The 21822-nt window shown below is 61.5% G+C and carries 11 protein-coding genes; 6 read left to right on the top strand and 5 right to left on the bottom strand.

Features of this window, described 5'->3' with window-relative positions:
• The first annotated feature begins 5 nt into the window (after window positions 1–5).
• The gene (locus PSJE_RS05015; RefSeq protein WP_057715945.1) at window positions 6–899 is read left to right on the top strand and encodes a DMT family transporter; all 894 of its coding nucleotides are present in this window, start codon (window positions 6–8) and stop codon (window positions 897–899) included.
• Here the strand turns inward: PSJE_RS05015 and PSJE_RS05010 are convergent.
• The 4 genes from PSJE_RS05010 to recQ all read right to left on the bottom strand — a co-directional run bounded on the left by PSJE_RS05010 (window position 893) and on the right by recQ (window position 5269).
• Window positions 893–1180, bottom strand: coding sequence for an Rdx family protein (locus PSJE_RS05010; RefSeq protein WP_057715946.1), 288 nt, complete (start codon window positions 1178–1180; stop codon window positions 893–895). The genes PSJE_RS05015 and PSJE_RS05010 overlap by 7 nt on opposite strands.
• A gap of 33 nt (window positions 1181–1213) precedes the next feature.
• A complete protein-coding gene (locus tag PSJE_RS05005) occupies window positions 1214–2461 on the bottom strand; it encodes a FimV/HubP-related protein (RefSeq protein WP_090453769.1) in 1248 nt (415 codons plus the stop codon).
• A 127-nt stretch (window positions 2462–2588) separates the two neighbouring features.
• A complete protein-coding gene (locus tag PSJE_RS05000) occupies window positions 2589–3023 on the bottom strand; it encodes a MarR family transcriptional regulator (RefSeq protein ID WP_007984163.1) in 435 nt (144 codons plus the stop codon).
• Between the two features lie 119 nt (window positions 3024–3142).
• Entirely contained in the window at window positions 3143–5269 is a 2127-nt protein-coding gene (recQ, locus tag PSJE_RS04995; protein WP_057715948.1) for a DNA helicase RecQ, read from the bottom strand.
• Between the two features lie 428 nt (window positions 5270–5697).
• Here recQ and PSJE_RS04990 point away from each other — a divergent pair, with 428 nt between their 5' ends.
• The 4 genes from PSJE_RS04990 (at window position 5698) to lapD (ending at window position 9624) form a co-directional block, all read left to right on the top strand.
• Window positions 5698–6285, top strand: a complete 588-nt coding sequence (locus PSJE_RS04990) for a UPF0149 family protein (protein WP_057715949.1) — start codon at window positions 5698–5700, stop codon at window positions 6283–6285.
• A 10-nt stretch (window positions 6286–6295) separates the two neighbouring features.
• Window positions 6296–6691 (top strand): YbaN family protein, encoded by a 396-nt coding sequence (locus PSJE_RS04985; RefSeq protein WP_057715950.1) that lies wholly within the window; start codon window positions 6296–6298, stop codon window positions 6689–6691.
• Between the two features lie 256 nt (window positions 6692–6947).
• Entirely contained in the window at window positions 6948–7655 is a 708-nt protein-coding gene (gene lapG, locus PSJE_RS04980; protein WP_090453767.1) for a cysteine protease LapG, read from the top strand.
• A 22-nt stretch (window positions 7656–7677) separates the two neighbouring features.
• Window positions 7678–9624, top strand: a complete 1947-nt coding sequence (gene lapD / locus PSJE_RS04975) for a cyclic di-GMP receptor LapD (protein WP_057715952.1) — start codon at window positions 7678–7680, stop codon at window positions 9622–9624.
• Window positions 9625–9706: 82 nt separating this feature from the next.
• Here lapD and PSJE_RS04970 read toward each other — a convergent pair whose 3' ends face one another.
• The gene (locus tag PSJE_RS04970; protein WP_159439175.1) at window positions 9707–19873 is read right to left on the bottom strand and encodes a retention module-containing protein; all 10167 of its coding nucleotides are present in this window, start codon (window positions 19871–19873) and stop codon (window positions 9707–9709) included.
• A 587-nt stretch (window positions 19874–20460) separates the two neighbouring features.
• Here PSJE_RS04970 and PSJE_RS04965 point away from each other — a divergent pair.
• Window positions 20461–21819, top strand: a complete 1359-nt coding sequence (locus tag PSJE_RS04965) for a TolC family outer membrane protein (protein ID WP_057716654.1) — start codon at window positions 20461–20463, stop codon at window positions 21817–21819.
• The last annotated feature ends 3 nt before the right edge of the window (window positions 21820–21822 follow it).

Raw genomic sequence — 21822 nt, 5'->3', positions numbered from 1 at the left:
TTGCAATGACTCCCCGTACCGCCCTTGGCGCCTTGCATATAGGCGCATTGATGTTCGGCCTGACCGGTGTGTTCGGCAAACTGGCCGCTGCGTCCCCGGCGATCATCGTTTTCGGCCGTGCCGCTTTCGCCGTGCTCGCGCTGGCGTTTTTTGCACGGTTCGCCAGCCAGACGCGCTGGCAGAAACTCGAGGCCATGGACTGGCGTCGGTTGTTGCTCAGCGGCTTGTTGCTGGCCGGACACTGGGTGAGCTTCTTCATTGCGGTAAAAGTCGCAGGCGTGGCGATTGCGACGCTCGGTTTCGCCAGTTTCCCGGCCTTTACCGTGATCCTCGAAGGGTTGATCTTTCGCGAGCGCATTCGCGCCAATGAGATCGTGTTGGTGCTGCTGGTGAGTGTCGGCCTGGTGCTGGTCACGCCCGATTTTGACCTCGCCAGCGGCGCCACCACCGGCCTGCTGTGGGCCGTGGGTTCCGGATTGCTGTTCGCCCTGCTGTCACTGACCAACCGTGCCAGCTCCGGGCGAGTTCCGCCGGTACAGGCGGCACTGTGCCAGAACGTGGTGGTTGCCCTGTGCCTGCTGCCGGTGGCGGCGCCTCAATTGAGCGAAGTGCGCGCCATCGACTGGCTGTGGATCGGCCTGCTCGGTGTGTTCTGTACCGGTGTCGCCCACAGCCTGTTCGTCGCCAGCCTCGCGGTGATCAAGGCCCGCACTGCCGCCGTGGTGTTCGCCCTGGAGCCGGTCTACGGCATCACCGTCGCCTGGCTGCTGTTCAACGAAAACCCGACCCTGCGCATGTTGCTGGGGGGTGCGCTGATCATTGTGGCGATTGTGGTCTCCAGCCGCTTCTCAAGTGGCACAAGCAAGAAAGCCATTGCAGCCGAGGCCACATCTCACTGAGTGCGGTCGTTGTGCCCCAGGTCGCGGTCCGGGTCGATCTGGTCGCGGACCCGCTGCTTGAGCACTTTGGCCTCGGGGAAGCCACCGTCCGCCTTGCGCTCCCAGATCTGCACGGCGTCACAGTAGATATGAAAGACCCCGCCGGTGCCTGGCACCAGGGAGACTTTGCCCAGGTCATCACCAAAGGTGCTGAGCAGTTCCTGGGCCAGCCAGGCCGCACGCAACAGCCATTGGCATTGCGTGCAGTAGGTGATGATGATTTCCGGTTTGTTGACGGTCATGGTGGGACCTGACTCCAGAGTTTGACGACGCCGCTATGATAGCCCGACCGGAGGCTGTCGAGACGGCGCAACGGGTTGCATCTCCAACTCGAACTCAGGCTCGATCATGGCCAGAGCCGCCGGCTGCGGGTTCTCGGTCAGACTGATCACGTCCCAACTCGACGCCATGGACAGCTCCTCCAGGTTGAGCCGGTACTCATCGTCAGTAGCGGATTCGCCGGATATCGCCAAACCCGGAACCACCGCCATGGCAACAGCAACCGGGACGGAATGATGGCTATCGACCCGTTCAAGCTCGTCGTTGGCCGGCACCCCGTCGCGATGCCCAGTGGATGGTTGCATGACGGAGGGCCACATCACTGGCTCGGTAAAGAGCTCAGCCAGCGGTTCATGCTGCGACGGCAGCGCCTCTGACGCTGTGGCTTGAAGCTGCCGGCGGCGAACAAACCAACCCAGCGCCAGCAACGCTATCAGCGCCGACAAACCGGCAATCGGCAGCCAGCCAATCCCGGGGGTTTCAGCAACAACAGGGGCTGGCGTCGCCACGTCGGAAGCAACCGGTTGGGCCTTTACCTTCTGGAGCTCCGCGAGTTGGGTTTGCAGCTCGGCCAAATGTTTTTTCTGGCCGGCGATCAGCTCATCCTGGCCTTGAAGCTTCGCGTTGAGCTCATCGACAGTGGTTTGCAACTGGTGGTTTTGCAGGGCGCTGGCGGCCAGTTGTTCGACAGCGGGATCAACCACTGCGGCGTCCGTTTCTGGCGTCGTCCTGGTCACGGGTGACGGCGCCACGACCGGTTTAACACGGGGGAATGCGGACGCCGGAGAACCGGATGCCGCTTCATCAGCGGCGGGAGCAACCCCAGGCGCACCCGGCGGATCGATCAGTAACGTGTACTCACGCAGCAATCGCCCATTAGGCTGATTGAGCTGCACGAGGAAATTCAGGAACGGCTCACTCACCGGTTTGTTGGAGGTCACCTGGATCACGCTGCGATTACCGCGCAACACCGGGGTGAACTTCAGGTTGCTGAGGAAAAACGCCCGGTCGACCCCGGCACGGCTGAACTCGTCTGCCGTTGCCAGGCTCACCGACAGCTGGTTTTCCTCCACGCCAGCAGCATCCACCAGTGCGATATCGGCACGCAGCGGTTGATTCAGCGCCGAATGCAGGGTGATTTCACCCAGGCCCAGCGCAGGTGCCCATGCCGAATAAGTGACCGCGGCCCCGGTCAGCAACCACAGAGAACCACCGCGTAAAACCAATCGCCAACACTTGAGCATGAGCATCCTTGAGATCTACAGAAACCATCCGCACGGGTTCGTACATCCGTTACGAACACGATATTGCCGAGTAGTTCTTATAGTCTGTCCAATGCGGTCTCTCAAAAATCTGGCGTTCGGTTATGCCTCAAGACTTTTCAAGGTTGCCCAGGATGTGCCCGTGAACCCGCATGCACACCTTCAAATCCGCCTCATCGACGCCTTCGAACAGTTCGTGACGCAGTTGCGTGGCAATGGTTTCAATTTGTTCGATCAGGGGACGCGCTGGCGCGCAGAGCACGATTTTCTTCGCCCGACGGTCTTCCAGCACTGCCTGGCGTTGCACCAGGCCCTGGCTTTCCAGGCTGTCGAGTAAACGGGCCAGGGTCGGACCTTCGACGCCGACGCTTTGTGCCAGCTCACGCTGGGTCGGTGCTTCTTCGAAACGGGCCAGGTGCAGCAGCACCAGCCAGCGCGCCTGGGACAAGCCCATGCCCGCCAGTCGGCGGTCCAGTTCGGCACGCCAGCCACGGGACATCTGGGCCAATTGCATGCCAAAGCGGTGTTGATCGGTTAACGGCATAAAACACTCATGATTAGACTGAAATAAATAAAAACTAATTATTAGTCAGCTAAGCATGAGCCTCGACTTGAGGCAAGGCTTGATCTGTAGTGAATCGTTACATCAGCACTACGGATGTCTCAAATCTCAAACTCCGACTGCAAGGCAGCGCGAACGCAGTACAACACCCCTTCCGGCACCCGGCCCGCGAACAGCGCGGCGATCTCGGAAACCGGCGGCAACTCGCCTTCGCCGTCGAGGAAGGCGTCCTGGACTTCACCCATCAGGTCTTCAGGCAGATCCAGCGCCTGTTCCAACGACAACTGCTGCTTGCCGATCGCTTCGGCCAGCATGGTGTAGACGTTCTTTTCCGAGCACTGCAACTGACCGGCGATCTGCACCGGCGTCATCCCGGCCCGCGCCAGCGTGATCAGTTCGTGACGTACGTCGGCCACCGGTTTCGGCGCCTCGACCTGGCCGCCGAGCACTTCGAGGAAGGCCTCGCCGTAACGCTCCAGCTTGCGCGCGCCGACGCCGCTGACCGTGGCCATTTCCGCCAGCGAGGTCGGCTGGCTGCGCAGCATCTCCAGCAAGGTCGAGTCGGGGAAGATGACATACGGCGGCACGCCATGTTCTTCGGCGAGCTTGCGACGCAGGGCGCGCAAGGCTTCCCATTGTTCGCGCTCCTCGCCACGGACCAGCTGGCTCGCCTGGCTCTTGCTGCTTTTCGCCACGGTTTGCGCCTTGAGATCGCGGCGCAGTTCCAGGGTCACTTCACCCTTGAGCAGCGGCCGGCAGCTGTCGCTCAGGCGCAGGCCACCGTAGCCTTCGAGGTCGATGTCCGCCAGACCACGGGCCACCAGTTGGCGGAACAACGAGCGCCATTCGCCCTCCGCCATCGTCTTGCCAACACCATACACCGACAGGTGCTGATGGCCGAAGCTGCGGACCTTCTCGTTGTCCTTGCCCAGCAATACATCCACCAGGTGCCCGACGCCGTAGCGCTGACCGGTGCGGTAGATCGCCGACAGCGCCTGACGCGCAGGCTCCGTGGCATCCCAGGTCTGCACGCCGTCGACGCAGTTGTCGCAATGACCGCAGGGCTCGGGCATGTCTTCGTCGAAGTAGGCCAGCAGCGTTTGCCGACGGCAGCGGGTTTCTTCACAGAGCGAGAGCATGGCGTCGAGCTTGTGCTGCTCCAGACGCTTGTGGCGTTCGTCGCCTTCGGAGTTCTGCAGCATCTGCTTGAGCATCACCACGTCTTGCAGGCCGTAGGCCATCCAGGCATCCGCCGGCAGACCGTCACGGCCACCACGACCGGTTTCCTGGTAATAGGCCTCAAGGGATTTCGGCAAATCGAGGTGCGCGACAAAACGCACGTTGGGCTTGTCGATGCCCATGCCGAACGCCACCGTCGCGACCATGATCAGGCCTTCCTCATTGAGGAAGCGCTTCTGATGGTAGGCCCGCAGATCATTGGGTAGCCCGGCGTGGTACGGCAGCGCCGGGAAGCCTTGCTCGCTGAGGAACGCGGCGACTTCCTCGACTTTCTTGCGCGACAGGCAATACACGATGCCCGCATCGCTACGGCGCTCGGCGAGGAACGCCAGCAACTGCTTGCGCGGCTGTTCCTTGGGCACGATGCGATAAAAGATGTTCGGTCGGTCGAAGCTCGACAGGAAGCGCTCGGCGTCTTGCAGGTGCAGCCGGGTGACGATTTCTTCCCGGGTGCGCTTGTCGGCCGTGGCGGTCAGGGCGATGCGCGGCACGTCGGGGAACATTTCCGCCAACTGGCCCAGTTGCAGGTATTCCGGGCGGAAATCGTGGCCCCATTGCGACACGCAATGCGCTTCGTCGATGGCGAACAGGGAGATGTCCAGGCCCTGCAGGAAGGACAACATACGCGGCTGGACCAGGCGTTCCGGCGCCAGATAGAGCATTTTCACTTCACCGCGGCGGATACGGGCGGCGAGGTCGCGTTGCTGCTCGGCACTGAGGGTGGAGTTCAACGCGGCGGCGGCCACGCCCAGTTCTTCGAGGGTAGCGACCTGATCGTCCATCAGTGCGATCAGCGGCGAGACCACCACGGCCAGGCCTTCGCGCAACAGCGCCGGAACCTGGAAGCACAGGGACTTGCCGCCGCCGGTAGGCATCAGGACCAGGGCATCGCCGCCGCTGGCCACGCGCTCAATGATTGCACCCTGGCGGCCACGGAAACTGTCGTAGCCGAAGATGTCCTTGAGGACGCGTTGAGCCTGTTCGAGCATAAAAACTCCAAAAATCACCGAAACATCCCTGCAAGGCTGGTTCAGAACCCGCGACGCTGCACCGATAAATCGTAAGTGCGCATTGCATGACGCTTCACATTTCAGCCGTGACGCCAGCAGGGCATCACAAAACGCGCGAGTATACCCGAGCCCCGTCCGGCAAAGGGCACCGCTGATAAGACACCGGCAAACCCGATGTGCATAAAAAACTGTGGGAGCGAGCTCGCTCGCGATGAGGCCATCACAGTCAACATTGATTTCGCCTGAACCACCGCTATCGCGAGCAAGCTCGCTCCCACAGGGGTAGCGCTTGACCGAACTGTAAGGGGAGCAGCTCCCACAAACGGGCAAATATGCCGTGCGGCTGGCCCAAGTGCTCAAGAAGGCCTAGAATTCCCGCATCGAACATTCCCCAAGGTAGTCCTTTAATGTCCTTCGCTGAGCAACTAACCCGCCTGCAAGTCTTCCTCGACGCTGATGAACTGCATGACGAGGCGCTGGACTACGTGGCCGCCCACGGCTACCTCACCGCGCTGTCGATCTGTTCCGAAGTCGTTCCTGATCGTGAGTGGATCGACGCACTTTTCGCCGAGGAGCCGCATTACAGCAGCGAAGCCCAGCGCGAAGAGATCGAAGCCACCCTGATCGGCCTCAAGGCCCACATCGCTCGCCAGCTGGCCTCCGATGAAGAATTCGAACTGCCATGCGACCTGGACCTGGGCGACGAGCCGGACGATTCCGACCTGCGCGGCTGGTGCATCGGCTTCATGGAAGGCGTATTCCTGCGCGAAGCGGCCTGGTTCGAAAGCGCCGAAGACGAAGTCAGCGAAATGCTGCTGCCGATCATGGTCGGTTCGGGCCTGTTCGACGAGCAGCCGGAGTTCGAAGACATCGCCAAAGATGCCAACCTGATGGACGACATGATCGTACAGATCCCGGAGGCCCTGACCGCGCTGTACCTGCTGTGCAACGCGCCAGACGAAAAACCGGCGATTCTCAAGCCCCGCCACCACTAAGGTTCTGCCTATGGACAACCCCATAGGCAACCGCCCCCTGATGTTGCGCTACGTGCTGCTGGCCATCGGCTGGCTGAGCGTGGCGCTGGGGGTGATCGGGATTTTCCTGCCGGTATTGCCCACCACCCCTTTCCTGCTGCTGGCGGCCGCCTGCTTCGCCCGCAGTTCGCCGCGCTTTTATCAATGGCTGGTCGAGCATCCACGGCTTGGCCCGTGGATTCGCGATTACCTCAACGGCAACGGCATTCCGCTCAAGGGCAAGGTCTACGCCATTGGCCTGATGTGGCCGAGTATCCTGTTCTCCTGCTACCTGGTGCCGCTGTACTGGGCACGGTGTTTCATGCTGACTAGCGCGGTGCTGGTGACGATTTACATCCTCAAGCAGAAAACCCTGCGCAAATCCTGAAATTTCCCGCGACCATTGTGGCGAGGGGGCTTGCCCCCGTTGGGTTGCGCAGCAGCCCTAAAGCCATTCACCGCAGATCACCAGATAGATCGCGCTCACAGGTTCACGGCGGCTTCGCCACCGAACGGGGCGGTGCGGCGTTCCGACAAGCCCCCTCGCCACAAAAAACTCAGTGAGCGTCCTTCGGCCGACGACCTGCCCTGCCCCGGCAAAAACACCACCTAAACTTCACAAACCTACACTCGAGCAGCCAGACATGGCCCGCAGTCTGCGTAGTCCAGGATGGTCAACGCTCCGACTTCGGCTCGGCGGCTGGTTGCTGCTGGCTGGTTTGGTACTGATTGTATGCAACGGGGTCCGGGCCGACTGGGATTTTGCGCAGATCCTGCAAACCGTTGAAAAACGCTACGGCCCCCTTGGACCGGCGAGAGGCCGGATCGAGGCCTGGAGTCAAATGCTGCAAAGTGCACGCGGCGCCCCCGAACGCGAGCAGCTCAACGCGGTGAACCGCTTCTTCGATCAACAGCTGAACTTCCAGGACGACACGCGCATCTGGCAACAGACCGATTACTGGGCCACACCCGTCGAAGCCCTGATCAAGGGCGCCGCCGATTGCGAGGACTATGCTCTGGCGAAGTATTTCAGCCTGCGCCGGCTTGGTATTCCCAGCGAAAAACTGCGCATCACCTACGTCAAGGCCTTGAGCCAGAACCAGGCGCACATGGTGTTGACGTTCTACAGCACTCCCACAAGCGAACCACTGGTGCTGGACAACCTGATCGGCGATATCCGCCCCGCCTCCCAACGCAAAGACTTGCTGCCGGTGTACGCCTTCAATGCCGAAGGCCTGTACCTGCCGGGTAAAAACGGCGGCCAGCGCAGCAGCGACTCGAAAAAGCTGTCGCGCTGGCAGGACGTGTTGAAAAAGATGCAGGCCGAAGGGTTCGACATCGGCGACGGCTAACCGCCTTGGCAAGGAGCGAAGCATGACACTGCGTAAACAGTTGTTCCTGGCAATCTGCCTGTTCCTGCTGGTGGCGTTCAGTGGCAGTTTTTTTGCCAGCCTGGAAAGCTCCCGCGAACAAACGCTCAGCCAACTGCGCGCCCACGCCCAGGACGCGGCCACCGCGCTGGGGCTGTCGCTGACGGCACAGGTCGATGACCCGGCAATGATGGAACTGATGGTCAGTTCGATTTTCGACAGCGGCTATTTCAGCAGCATCCGCGTCATCAGGCTCAAGGATCAGCAAACCCTGGTGCAACGCTCCGCACCGACAAAAATCGACGGTGTGCCTGACTGGTTCGTCAACCTGGTCGACCTGCGCCCGGAAGGCGGCGATGCCCTGATCATGCGCGGCTGGGAACAACTGGCACGGGTCGAAGTGCTGAGCAATCCGCAATTCGCCCTGGCCAAGCTCTGGGAAAGCACCCTTGGTAGCCTGATCTGGCTGCTACTGTGCGGGCTGTTCAGCGCCGTGATTGGAGGATGGATGCTGCGCCGGCAATTTCGCCCACTCGACAGCATGGTCCGACAAGCCGAGGCCATCAGCAAACGCGAATTTCTCAGTCTGCCCAAACTGCCGCGCACACCGGAATTGAAACGGGTCGTGCTGGCGATGAACCAGATGGTCGAGAAGCTCAAGGCGCTGTTCGTCGAGGAGGCTGCACGCAGCGAAAAACTGCGGGCCGAATCCTATCTGGACAGCCTCACCGGCCTGGCCAACCGACGCCTGCTCGACGAGCAACTGGCAGACCATTTACGCGTGTGCGAACAGAGCCGTGACGGCCATTTGCTGATGTTGCGAATCAACGACCTGAACGGCCTCAACCAGCGCCTGGGTGGCCAACGGACTGATGCGCTGATCACTGCCGTCGGCGAATTGCTCAAGCGCCTGACTCAACTGCCGGAGCGTCGAACCTGGCTGGCGGCGCGTAACCGTGGCGGCGAATTCAGCCTGCTGACACCGGGTCTGGATGCTGAAAGTGCCGCGCGCCTGGCCGCCGATGTCAGCGTCAGCCTGGAGAACCTGCGCCTGACCGGCGCCAGCGATTGCATGCCGGTCGCCCATCTGGGCGTTGTCGCCTACCGCCCCGGTGAGCCGATCAGCACCGTTCTCCTGCGCCTTGATCAGGCGCTGACAGAGTCCCGCCAGCATCCCGAACGCCCCTGGGTTCATTTGAGCCATCGTGACACGGCACCCAATCACTCCCAGCACGACTGGCGCACCTGGATCGACGACGCCCTGACCCATGGCAAAGTGCAGCTGTACTTTCAGCCCGTCGTGCAATGCGCCGACACCCGCCAGATGCTGCATCACAAAGTACTCGCACGCCTGCTCGACCCGCAGGGCGAAGCGATTGCCGCAGGGCATTTCCTGCCGTGGATCGAGCGTCTCGGCTGGTCGGGACGGTTCGACCTGGCGATGCTCGAAGCCACGCTGGACGAGCTGGTGGTCAACCGCAGCCCCTTGGCATTGAGCCTGTCCGGGAGCACCCTGCGCGACCCGGTGCAATGGCGAACAATTCTCGACCTGCTCGAATCCCTTCCCGAACTGGCGCCGCTGTTGACCCTGGAAATCGACGAGCGCCAGTTGCCATCCCCCGAAGTGCTGCAGAACCTTTGCAGCACATTGCTCAAGACCGGTTATCGAGTCGGCCTGCAACACTTTGGCGGGCGCTTCAGCCAGATCGGCAACCTGACCCAATTGGGCTTGGCGTACCTGAAAATCGATGGAGCCTACATTCGCAACATCGACGAGCAGCCTGACAAACGGCTGTTCATCGACGCGATCTTTCGCGCGACCCACAGCATAGATTTGCCGCTGATTGCGGAAATGGTCGAGACGCGTGGGGAACTGGAGGTCATCAGTGAGTTGGGAATATTCGGGGCCATGGGTCGATTGATCGGGGCGCCCAGGTTTTCTAACCACTGACCGGGCATCGACCATTGTCCCGGGCAACAAAAAACCCGCCTCCCCTTCACAGGGATGGCGGGTTCTTTAGCGGGTTTTCAGGTCACACGGTATCCACCTTCAATGAATGATCGTTGAGCATGCCGTTGATAATGGTCCCCGTGTCATGCCCACCCGCGACCACCCCACCCGCGCCTGGCGTTACACCGTATTGACTGGCGAGGTCGACGCCGGCCAAGTCGATGGTCTGGTTCGGCGCGGCACCGGCCATGGCGCTGACGTCGATGCTGGTCACTGTCGACGGCCCGCTGCCGGTGACGGTGAAGTGCAGGTAATCATCCAGCGAAGCCGTGGTGCCGCTTTCCCCTTGCAGCAGTTGCGACAGGTCGAGTTTGTCGGTGCCGGGCGTGAAGTCAGTGATCACGTCATGGCCACTGTTGCCCTTGAACCACTGGAAGGTATCGCCCCCCGCCCCCCCGGTCAGGGTGTTATTGCCCAGGCCACCAATCAGCAAGTCATCGCCGCCCCCACCGCTGAGGATGTCGTTGCCAAGACCGCCATTGATCGTGTTGTTAGTGTTGTCGCCGGTCAGGGTGTCGTGGAAGTTCGAGCCGATGAGGTTTTCGATACCGGTCAGGGTGTCAGTGCCGGCACCGAGAGTATTTTGCCCACCCGGCAGGCTGAGGCCGACCGTCACTCCAGCCGTGGCGTGGGCGTAACTGGCCGTGTCGATACCCGTGCCGCCATCAAGGATGTCATTGCCCTGGCCGCTGAAGAGCAGATCATTGCCGGCGCCACCATGCAGCTCGTTGTTGCCGGAACCGGCAGTGAGCACATCGTTGCCGTCGCCGGCATTGATGATGTTGTTGCCCGTGCCCGCCACCAGTACGTCATCCCCGCTGGTACCGGTGAGGGTATGGCCGTCCTGATAGCTGATGGTCAGGTTGGCCGAGTCGCTGCCGCCGTGGTTGTCGTTGGCGGTGTAGGTGCCATGGTAGTCCGTAGTGACTTCGTGTGCTCCGGCGTAGTTGACGGTCATGGTCAGTTCGTAGTTTTCTGCCCCATTCTTATTGCCGCCACTGGAGTTGGCGATGTTGGTCACGTGGATCTGGTAAGTGCCATCGGCGCCTGCGGTGATGGTGTCACCATCGGCGATGCTTACGAACGCCCCACCGTTGAGCGAATACTCCATCGTGATGTGCCCGGCATCCAGGTTGTGATTGAGGTTGAGCGTCTCACCTTGATTCAGCTTGACCGTGATGAAGTCTTCATTGTTGCCATTGGAGTTGTTCGCTGCGCCAAGATAGCCACTGACCACCAGCAGCGCCGTCATGGTCGCCGCGTTGGCCGCAAAGGCGTTGCGCACGTTGGCCAGATTCTGGTTGCCGGGGTTGTTGTTTTCGCCGGCGAAGCTGATCGCGCCGGTGCCGGCGAAGTCCGCGCCTTTCACGACCCAGCCGGTGTTGAACGAGGTCGGTGTCGCCGAAAGTTGGTCGCCATTGGGGTCGGTGTCGTTGGCCAGCAACAGTTCGCCCGGCACCACGATGGTGCCCGAGAGCACGTTGGTGATGACGTGGTCGTCCACCGCCACCGGAGGCGCGTTGGGGATCACTTTCACGGTCAGCGTCGAGCTGGCGAGGTCGCCATCGTTGTCGCTGGCGGTGAAACCGATGTTCTCGGTGATCACCACCGCAGTGGTTTTCTGCGAGGTGTAGTTGTAATCGCCAGTGTCGAGGTTGATCACCAACGTGCCGCCGTTGTTGGTGGCGATGCTCACCGTGTTGTTCACGGTGTTGAAGGTGCCGTGGTTGGTGCCGCCGCTTGATGTCAACGAACCCTGGCCGCTGAGGGCGTTTGGATCGTAAGTGTAGGTAGTGCCGTCGACCACGATGGATTTGATGAAACCGCCATCAGCGCCGAACGTGCCGCCCTCACCCAGCAACGAACCGGTGACCGGTGAGCCGACCACGGTGCCGGACAGCACCGAGTTGAGTTGGTTGAGGTCAGTGACCACCACCGCATTGGTGTTGGTGTGGCTGATGCCGTCGTAGGCCAGCGGATCGAGGTTGGCGTTGCTCACGCCACTGCCCAGGCCGATCGCGTAGTTCTTGATGTTGTTGGCATCGAGGAAGGCTTTCAGCGCGGTTTCGTCGGCGGTGCCGATTTCCTGGCCGGTGGTGGGCTTGCCGTCGGAGAAGAAGTAGCCGACGTTTTGCGCACCGGTCAGTTTGCCCGAGGTGTTGAACGCGGCCTGCATGGTCACCACGGCCGCGTCGTAGTTGGTCCCGCCGTTCGCGGTGAGGCCGGCCAGCAGTGTCTTGGCGGTCGCGACATCGACCCACACAGAGGTCATGTCGGTAGCGCTGCTGCTGAAGGTGACGAGCTGCACTTTCACATCGCCGAGATCATCGTATTTATCCAGCAAGGCACTGATGGCCTGCTTGGCCAGGGCCAGGCGCGACAGGCCCGACACGCCGGATGGGTCGGCCATGCTGCCGGAGACGTCGAGCACGATCAGCAGGTTGGAATCGATCTCCACCGCCGCCACCGAGCGATCCGTTGCCACCGCCTTGGGCACGTCATCGACAATGTTGACCACGATGGTGCTGGTGCTGCTGTTGCCCAGCGCATCGGTCGCTTTGTAGGTGAAGCTTTCACTCAGGCTGTTCGGCCCGTCGTTGGCATTCGGCAAGGTTTTCGGAGCCGAGGTCAGGGTGTAGGTATAGCTGCCGTCGGGGTTGATCAGGATCTTTCCGTAGGTGCCTGTCGCGCTGCCGACCAGGGTGTAGGTGAGCGCGCCGCTGGCACCCGAGACCGAACCGACCAGGGTCCCAGACGCGGTTTCGCCAGTGTTGTCCGGGTCGCTACCGGTGACCGTACCGGCGACCAGGTCCAGCCCGTCCTTGCTCAGGTCGAGGGCTTTTTCGTAGACCGTCACGTCGCTATCGGGGTTGGCCTTGATCGTGCTGCTGGCGACGTCGATGGTGATGGTGGTGGTGCTTTCATCGCCATCGGCATCACGCACGGTGTAGGTGAACGTGTCAGTGGCACCCGGATCGCCGACGGAATCCTGGTTGCTGTGATACACCGCGTTGCCGTTGGCATCGAGGGTCAGGTAGCCATAGGTGCCGTTGATCTGGTTACCCAGTCCGCCGATGGCCGAGGTCGAGGTGTTGCCGCCGGCACGCACGCCGACCACCGTCGCCGGACCATCGGCGCCGCTGGCGTCATTGCCCAGCACACTGATGTTGACGGTGCCGCCCTCCACTACCGACGACGAGTCAGGTTTGGCGTTCGGCAAGTCATCGATGATGTTGACGTTGATCTGCCCGGTCGCCGTGTCGCCATTGCTGTCGGTAGCGACGACGTTGAAGTTCTCGGTCAGGCTGTTGGTGCCGTTGGCGGTTGGATGGGCTTCGTTATCGTTGAGGGTGTAGCTGTAGCTGATTACCCCGGTCGCCGGGTTGTAATCGGTGATGGTCAGGGTGCTGCCCAGTAGCGTAACGGCCGTTTGCGGGAAGCCGACGGCCACACCTCCGCTGACGACAGTGATGCCGCCCACGGTCAGGGTCGTCACGCCGTCCAGTGCGGTGACGGTGAAGGTGCCGCTCTGGGTCAGGGCCGATGCGTTGGGGTTGCTGCCGTCGCTGAGATTTTTTTCGTAGACCGTCAGCTCACCGCCATACACGTTGAGGCCGTCGAGGGTCACCGGATCGTCGTTGTTGTAGACGTTGAGCACCAGGTTGGCGGTGCTGCTGTCGCCGTCCGAATCGGTGATTGTGTAGGTGAAGGTTTCGGTGCCGTCGCCACCGCCGTGCAATGCCTGGAAGTCGGCATCGCTGGTGTTCAGGGTGTAGGTGTAAGTGCCGTTGGCATTCAGCACCAGAGTGCCGTAGGTGCCGGTGAAGGTGCCGGGGGTGATAGGGCCGGCGTTTTCGCCGATCGTTACCCGGTCAGCACCTTGCACGTCGTTGCTCAGCACGTTGCCGTTGAGGGTCAGCAGGGTTTCCGAAGCCGTTGATGCATTGCTGTCGTACACGCCTTTCGGCAGGTCGTCGACGATGTTCACGTCGAGAGAACCGGTGGCAGTCGTGCCGTTGTCGTCGACCACAGTCACCGCGAACTGCTCAGGCAGGGTGTTGGCACCGTTGGCGGTTGGATGGGCTTCGTTATCGTTGAGGGTGTAGCTGTAACTGACCACGCCGCTCGCCGCGTTGAACCCGGTGATGGTCAGGGTGCTGCCCAGCGGGGTGGTGATCGATTGCGGGAAGCCGGCGGCCACGCCAGCGGTGACCACGGCGATGCCGCCGACAGTCAGGGTCGTTACACCGTCGAGTGCAGTGACGGTGAAGGTGCCGCTCTGGGTCAGGGCCGATGCGTTGGGGTTGCTGCCGTCACCGAGATTTTTTTCGTAGACCGTCAGCTCACCGCCATACACGTTGAGGCCGTCGAGGGTCACCGGATTGTCGTTGTTGGAGACGTTGAGCACCAGGTAGGCGGTACGGCTGTCGCCGTCCGAATCGGTGATTGTGTAGGTGAAGGTTTCGGTGCCGTCGCCACCACCGTGCAACGCCTTGAAGTCGGCATCGCTGGTGTTGAGGGTGTAGGTGTAAGTGCCGTTGGCATTCAGCACCAGGGTGCCGTAGGTGCCGGTGAAGGTGCCGGGGGTGATCGGCCCGCTGTTTTCACCGAGCGTCACCCGGTCCGCGCCTTGCACGTCGTTGCTCAGCACGTTTCCGTTGAGGGTCAGCTGGGTTTCCGAAGCCGTTGATGCATTGCTGTCGTACACGCCCTTCGGCAGGTCGTCGACGATATTCACGTCGAGGCTGCCCGTGGCGGTCGTGCCGTTATCATCGACCACGGTCACGGCAAACTGCTCAGGCAGGGTGTTGGCGCCGTTAGCGGTCGGGTGCGCTTCATTGTCGTTGAGGGTGTAGCTGTAACTCACCACGCCGGTCGCCGCGTTGAACCCGGTAATGGTCAGGGTGCTGCCCAGTGGGGTGGTGATCGATTGCGGGAAGCCGGCGGCCACGCCAGCGGTGACCACGGCGATGCCGCCGACAGTCAAGGTCGTTACACCGTCGAGTGCAGTGACGGTGAAGGTGCCGCTCTGGGTCAGGGCCGATGCGTTGGGGTTGCTGCCGTCGCCGAGATTTTTTTCGTAGACCGTCAGCTCACCGCCATACACGTTGAGGCCGTCGAGGGTCACCGGATTGTCGTTGTTGGAGACGTTGAGCACCAGGTAGGCGGTACGGCTGTCGCCGTCCGAATCGGTGATTGTGTAGGTGAAGGTTTCGGTGCCGTCGCCACCACCGTGCAGGGCTTTGAAGTCGGCATCGCTGGTGTTGAGGGTGTAGGTGTAAGTGCCGTTGGCATTCAGCACCAGGGTGCCGTAGGTGCCGGTGAAGGTACCGGGAGTAATCGGGCCGGCGTTTTCGCCTAGCGGCACGCGGTCGGCGCCTTGCACGTCGTTGGTCAGCACGTTGCCGTTGAGGGTCAGCAGGGTTTCCGAAGCCGTTGATGCATTGCTGTCGTCCACGCCCTTCGGCAAGTCATCGACGATGTTGACGTTGATCTGCCCGGTTGCACTGTCGCCATCGCTGTCGGTAGCGACGACGTTGAAGTTCTCGGTCAGGCTGTTGGCGCCGTTGGCGGTCGGGTGCGCTTCATTGTCGTTGAGGGTGTAGCTGTAACTCACCACGCCAGTGGCGGCGTTGAACCCGGTAATGGTCAAGGTGCTGCCCAACGGCGTGACGGCGGTTTGCGGGAAGCCTGCGGCCACACCACCGCTGACGACAGTGATGCCGCCGACGGTCAGGGTTTGCAAGCCATCGAGGGCGGTGACGGTAAACGTCCCGCTCTGGGTCAGGGCCGATGCGTTGGGGTTGCTGCCGTCGCCGAGATTTTTTTCGTAGACCGTCAGCTCACCGCCATACACGTTGAGGCCGTTGAGGGTCACCGGATCGTCGTTGTTGTAGACGTTGAGCACCAGGTTGGCGGTGCTGCTGTCGCCGTCCGAATCGGTGATTGTGTAGGTGAAGGTTTCGGTGCCGTCGCCACCGCCGTGCAACGCCTTGAAGTCGGCATCGCTGGTGTTGAGGGTGTAGGTGTAAGTGCCGTTGGCATTCAGCACCAGGGTGCCGTAGGTGCCGGTGAAGGTGCCGGGGGTGATGGGTCCGGCGTTTTCGCCGAGCGTCACCCGGTCGGCGCCTTGCACGTCGTTGGTCAGCACGTTGCCGTTGAGGGTCAGCTGGGTTTCCGAAGCCGTTGATGCATTGCTGTCGTACACGCCTTTCGGCAGGTCGTCGACGATATTCACGTCGAGGCTGCCCGTGGCGGTCGTGCCGTTGTCATCGACCACGGTCACGGCGAACTGCTCAGGCAGGGTGTTGGCGCCGTTGGCGGTTGGGTGGGCTTCGTTATCGTTGAGGGTGTAGCTGTAGCTCACCACGCCGGTCGCCGCGTTGAACCCGGTGATGGTCAGGGTGCTGCCCAGCGGCGTAGTGATCGATTGCGGGAAGCCGGCGGCCACGCCAGCGGTGACCACGGCAATGCCGCCGACGGTCAGGGTGGTTACACCGTCGAGGGCGGCGACGGTGAAGATGCCGTTCTGGGTCAGGGCAGTGGTATCCGGTGCACTGCCGTCGCTGAGGTTTTTCTCGAAGACGGTCAACTCGCCGCCCCCGGTATTCAACCCGCCAATCGTGATCGGGTCATCGTTGTTGTGGATCTGCAGCACCAGGTTGGCGGTGCTGCTGTCGCCGTCTGAATCGGTGATTGTGTAGGTGAAGGTTTCGGTGCCGTCACCACCGCCGTGCAGGGCTTTGAAATCCGCATCGCTGGTGTTGAGGGTGTAGGTGTATGTGCCGTTGGCATTCAGCACCAGGGTGCCGTAGGTGCCGGTGAAGGTACCGGGGGTGATCGGGCCGCTACTCTCCCCAACCGTTACCCGATCGGCGCCTTGCACGTCGTTGCTCAGCACATTGCCGTTGAGCGTCAGCAGGGTTTCCGAGGCGGTGCCATTGCTGTCGCCCACGGCGTTGGGCAGGTCGTCGACGATGTTCACGTCGAGAGAACCGGTGGCAGTGGTGCCGTTGTCGTCGACCACGGTCACGGAGAACTGCTCGGGCAATGTATTGGCGCCGGCGGCGGTTGGGTGGGCTTCGTTATCGACCAGCGTGTAGCTGTAGCTGACCACGCCGGTCGCCGCGTTGAACCCGGTGATGGTCAGGGTGCTGCCCAGCGGGGTGGTGATCGATTGCGGGAAGCCGGCGGCCACGCCAGCGGTGACCACGGCGATACCGCCGACAGTCAGGGTCGTCACGCCGTCGAGGGCGGCGACGGTGAAGGTGCCGTTCTGGGTCAGGGCAGTGGCATCCGGTGCACTGCCGTCGCTGAGGTTTTTCTCAAAGACGGTTAACTCGCCGCCCTCAGTATTCAAACCGCCAATCGTGATCGGGTCATCGTTGTTGTGGATCTGCAGTACCAGGTTGGCGGTGCTGCTGTCGCCGTCCGAATCGGTGATTGTGTAGGTGAAGGTTTCGGTGCCGTCACCACCGCCGTGCAGGGCTTTGAAATCCGCATCGCTGGTGTTGAGGGTGTAGGTGTAAGTGCCGTTGGCATTCAGCACCAGGGTGCCGTAGGTGCCGGTGAAGGTACCGGGGGTGATCGGGCCGGCGTTTTCGCCGAGCGGCACGCGGTCTGCGCCTTGTACGTCGTTGCTCAGCACGTTGCCGTTGAGCGTCAGCAGGGTTTCCGAGGCGGTGCCATTGTTGTCGCCCACGGCGCTGGGCAGGTCGTCAACGATGTTCACGTCCAGTGAACCGGTGGCAGTGGTGCCGTTGTCGTCGACCACGGTCACGGAGAACTGCTCGGGCAATGTATTGGCGCCGTTGGCAGTTGGGTGGGCTTCGTTATCAACCAGCGTGTAACTGTAGCTGACCATGCCGGTCGCCGCGTTGAACCCGGTGATGGTCAGGGTGCTGCCCAGCGGGGTGGTGATCGATTGCGGGAAGCCGGCGGCCACGCCAGCGGTGACCACGGCGATACCGCCGACAGTCAGGGTCGTCACGCCGTCGAGGGCGGCGACGGTGAAGGTGCCGTTCTGGGTCAGGGCAGTGGCATCCGGTGCACTGCCGTCGCTGAGGTTTTTCTCAAAGACGGTTAACTCGCCGCCCTCAGTATTCAAACCGCCAATCGTGATCGGGTCATCGTTGTTGTGGATCTGCAGTACCAGGTTGGCGGTGCTGCTGTCGCCGTCCGAATCGGTGATTGTGTAGGTGAAGGTTTCGGTGCCGTCACCACCACCGTGCAGGGCTTTGAAATCCGCATCGCTGGTGTTGAGGGTGTAGGTGTATGTGCCATTGGCATTTAGTACCAGGGTGCCGTAGGTGCCGGTGAAGGTGCCGGGGGTGATCGGGCCGCTACTCTCCCCAACCGTTACCCGATCGGCGCCTTGCACGTCGTTGCTCAGCACATTGCCGTTGAGCGTCAGCAGGGTTTCCGAGGCGGTGCCATTGATGTCGCCCACGGCGCTGGGCAGGTCGTCAACGATGTTCACGTCCAGTGAACCGGTGGCAGTGGTGCCGTTGTCGTCGACCACGGTCACGGCGAACTGCTCGGGCAATGTGTTGGCGCCGTTGGCAGTTGGGTGGGCTTCGTTATCGACCAGGGTGTAGCTGTAGCCGACTACGCCGGTCGCCGCGTTGAACCCGGTGATGGTCAGGGTGCTGCCCAGCGGGGTGGTGATCGATTGTGGGAAGCCGGCGGCCACGCCAGCGGTGACCACGGCAATGCCGCCGACAGTCAGGGTGGTTACACCGTCGAGGGCGGCGACGGTGAAGGTGCCGTTCTGGGTCAGGGCAGTGGCATCCGGTGCACTGCCGTCGCTGAGGTTTTTCTCGAAGACGGTCAACTCACCGCCCCCGGCATTCAAACCGCCAATCGTGATCGGGTCATCGTTGTTGTGGATTTGCAGTAACAGGTTGGCGGTGCTGGTGTCGCCATCGGCGTCTGTCAGCGTATAGGCGAAGGTTTCCGTGCCATTGCCGCCGCCGTGCAATGCCTGGAAGTCGGCATCGCTGGTGTTGAGGGTGTAGGTGTAAGTGCCGTTGGCATTCAGCACCAGGGTGCCGTAGGTGCCAGTGAAGGTACCGGGGGTGATCGGCCCGCTGTTTTCACCGAGCGTCACCCGGTCCGCGCCCTGCACGTCGTTGCTCAGCACGTTGCCGTTGAGGCTCAGCAGGGTTTCCGAGGCGGTGCCATTGTTGTCATCGACTGCTTGCGGCACGTCGTCGATGATGCTGATATCCAGCGTACCGGTAACGCTGTCGCCATTGCTGTCGCTGGCCACCACGGTGACGTGTTCGGCAAGACTATTGGCACCCTCGCCGCTTGCGTGGGTTTCGGCACGGTTGAGGGTGTAGCTGTAACTGACCACGCCCGTGGCCGGGTCGTAACCGGTGATGGTCAAGGTACTGCCCAGAGGTGAGGTGATCGACTGCGGAAAACCTGCCGCCACACCGCCGCTGATCAAGTTGATTGCGCCGATGCTGAGGTTGGTCAGCCCGTCTGGCGCATTGATGGTGAAGGTGCCGCTTCGCGTCAGCGAAACTTCGTTCCTCGCCGAACCGTCGGCCAGGTTGGCTTCATTGACAGTCCGCTCGCCGTTCTGCTCCGACAGGCCGACGAAGGTGACCGGATTGTTCGGCACCTGCGGCGGCACCACAGGGGCTTCGTCCGCTACAGCGATGTCCGGATTAACGTTAAGGCGCTCTTCGGGAAATTCGGGAATGCCATTGAACCCGGCAGTGGGGAAGCCGATGACCGGATCGACTCGCCCGCCCACTTCTTCGAGCATGACAAAACTATGGCCACTGCCCGGGATGCCGCCCGGTACTCCGGTAGTCATGGCAGGCCCGGCAGCGGTGGCTTCAGCGGTTTGGGTCGGGTCGTCGCCCGCCGCAATGGCTTTTTGCAGCTGTTCGACATCGGTCAGTTGCGCTTCGCTCGGAGTCACCGCTTCGGGTGAGTCGATATGGGGAATCTGATTGGCGAGCATCTGCGGCGTCATCTGCATGCTGCTGTCGCGCCCGAGGGTCAGTTCCTGGCCATTTTGCAGATGTACCGCCACCGCGCCTTCAGCGCCGGTGCTCAGTCGGTCGCCAGCGAACAGTCGGTCCCCCTCGACCAAAGCACGCCGGGTGCCGTCGCTCGCAACCGCGAACACCTGACCGATGACCTTACTGACGATTCCGATGAGCGTTGCCATGTGCACTTCCTCCGCCGCCAACCGCTGTCGGCACCTTGATTGCGCGAAGAACGTGCTCATGGCCCGAGCGGGTTGTCTGGCGGATCGTGTTCCGGGTGCCGGTTTACTTGAGTAAGCCGTGGCCCCGGCAACGATCTCGCCCAGCCAGTCGCTCACGGCGCTGTTTACGATTTCGGGAAAATCCCTCTGCAATCAATGGCATCGGATCCCTGTTCGCAACAACGTTGCCTGTGAGCGATGCGTAACGATCTCGAAGCACTCAAGTGACAAAAAACCGTCGCCACAAGATCGCTCGCATCCCTCCCCTCCAGCACTTCTCCGCTCTATTTCGATAAGTGGATTGGAACTTTCCTAAAACCCTGATGAGCGCCCTAGAGCCCATAAAACAAGGGCTTTCTAATTGAACAATGTGCTGGATTTTGCAGAGCGCATAAGTTTTTTTTGGCATATCCGTTATGAAAAAAATTTCTTGGCTACGCTCCAGAATGTTCTTAGCTCTTTTGTTAAAGATGTGAAACAACTTTACCGGTAAATTTCGTCAAATAATTGGCGACAGACAAGCACCATCAGGAATCAGGGAGATGTACATGCGCCTATTAACCCCCGTCTGCAGCGCGGTTCTTTTGGCCATGGCCTGCTCGTCCCAAGCGCAGGCCATAACGCTGACCGAAGCGATCCAGAGCACCATTGCGACCCACCCGGAACTGGCATCCCGGGTGGACAGCCGACTGTCGGCGGATGAGGACGTGAAGGTCGCCAAAGGGGGCTTTTATCCATCGGTTGATTTGAACGCCGCCTACGGGCGCGGGTACAGCGATAACACCAATACCCGGGCGTTCGGCAATCACCACACCGAAATTCTCAACTACACCCAGTCGGAATTGCGCCTGCGGCAAATGCTCTTCGACGGGTTCAACACTTCCAATGAGGTCGAACGCACCAAAGGCGTGGTCAACTCGCGAGCCTATTACGCTCAGGGTACGGCTCAGGATCTGGCCCTGCGCACCACCGAGGTTTACCTCGAAGTCCTCAAGCGCCGCGAACTGGTGACCCTGGCCAAGAACAACCTGCAAGCGCACTTGCGGGTCAACGACCAGATCGGCCTGCGCACCCAGCGCGGCGTGGGCAGCAACGCCGATGCCGACCAGTCCAGCGCTCGCCGGGCACTGGCGGAAAACAACCTCGACACCGCCGAAGTCGATTTGGCCGATGCCGAGTCGAACTTCTATGCCGTTGTGGGGCGCATGCCCGATGAACTCGAAACCCCGCCGTCGATTCGCGGTGAAGTCCCCACTACCCTGCCCGAAGCCCAGCAGAGCATGGTGGAAAACAACCCTTACCTGAAATCCGCCCAGGCCGACGTGCAATCGGCCGAAAGCCAGTACGAAGTCGCCAAGTCGCCGTTCTACCCTCGCTTCGACGCCGAAGCGGCGGTGGGCGCGAACAACAACCTGCAGGGTGAGGAAGGTCACGACAACGAATGGCGGGTCGGCGTGGTGATGAACTACAACCTGTTCCGCGGCGGCAGCGACAAGGCGCGCCTGGCCTCCGACTCGCACAAGATCAACCAGGCCATGGACATCCGCAACAATGCCCTGCGCCAGCTCAACGAGAACATTCACCTGGCCTGGAACGCCATGGTCAACGCCAAGAAACAAACCCCGACCGCCCGTGAATACGCCGACACCAGTAAGCGCGTGCGCGTCGCCTACCAGGATCAGTTCGGCCTCGGCCAACGGACCCTGCTGGACCTGCTCGACAGCGAAAACGAGCTCTACAACGCCAACCGTCGCTACACCGAAGTGCGCTACACCGAAGAGTTCTCGATGTACCGTGTCCTGGCGAACATGGGCCAGTTGCTGAGCAAGCAACGGGTCGTACTGCCCGCCGACGCGATCGCCCAGACCGAAGTGAAAAACGAAGCTCGTCTACCTGACATGAAGTAGTGC

This window comes from Pseudomonas jessenii, from assembly GCF_002236115.1.
Taxonomy (GTDB): domain Bacteria; phylum Pseudomonadota; class Gammaproteobacteria; order Pseudomonadales; family Pseudomonadaceae; genus Aquipseudomonas; species Aquipseudomonas jessenii.
The sequence above is the reverse complement of the archived record's forward strand: the minus strand, read 5'-3'. Positions and strand labels throughout refer to the sequence as shown.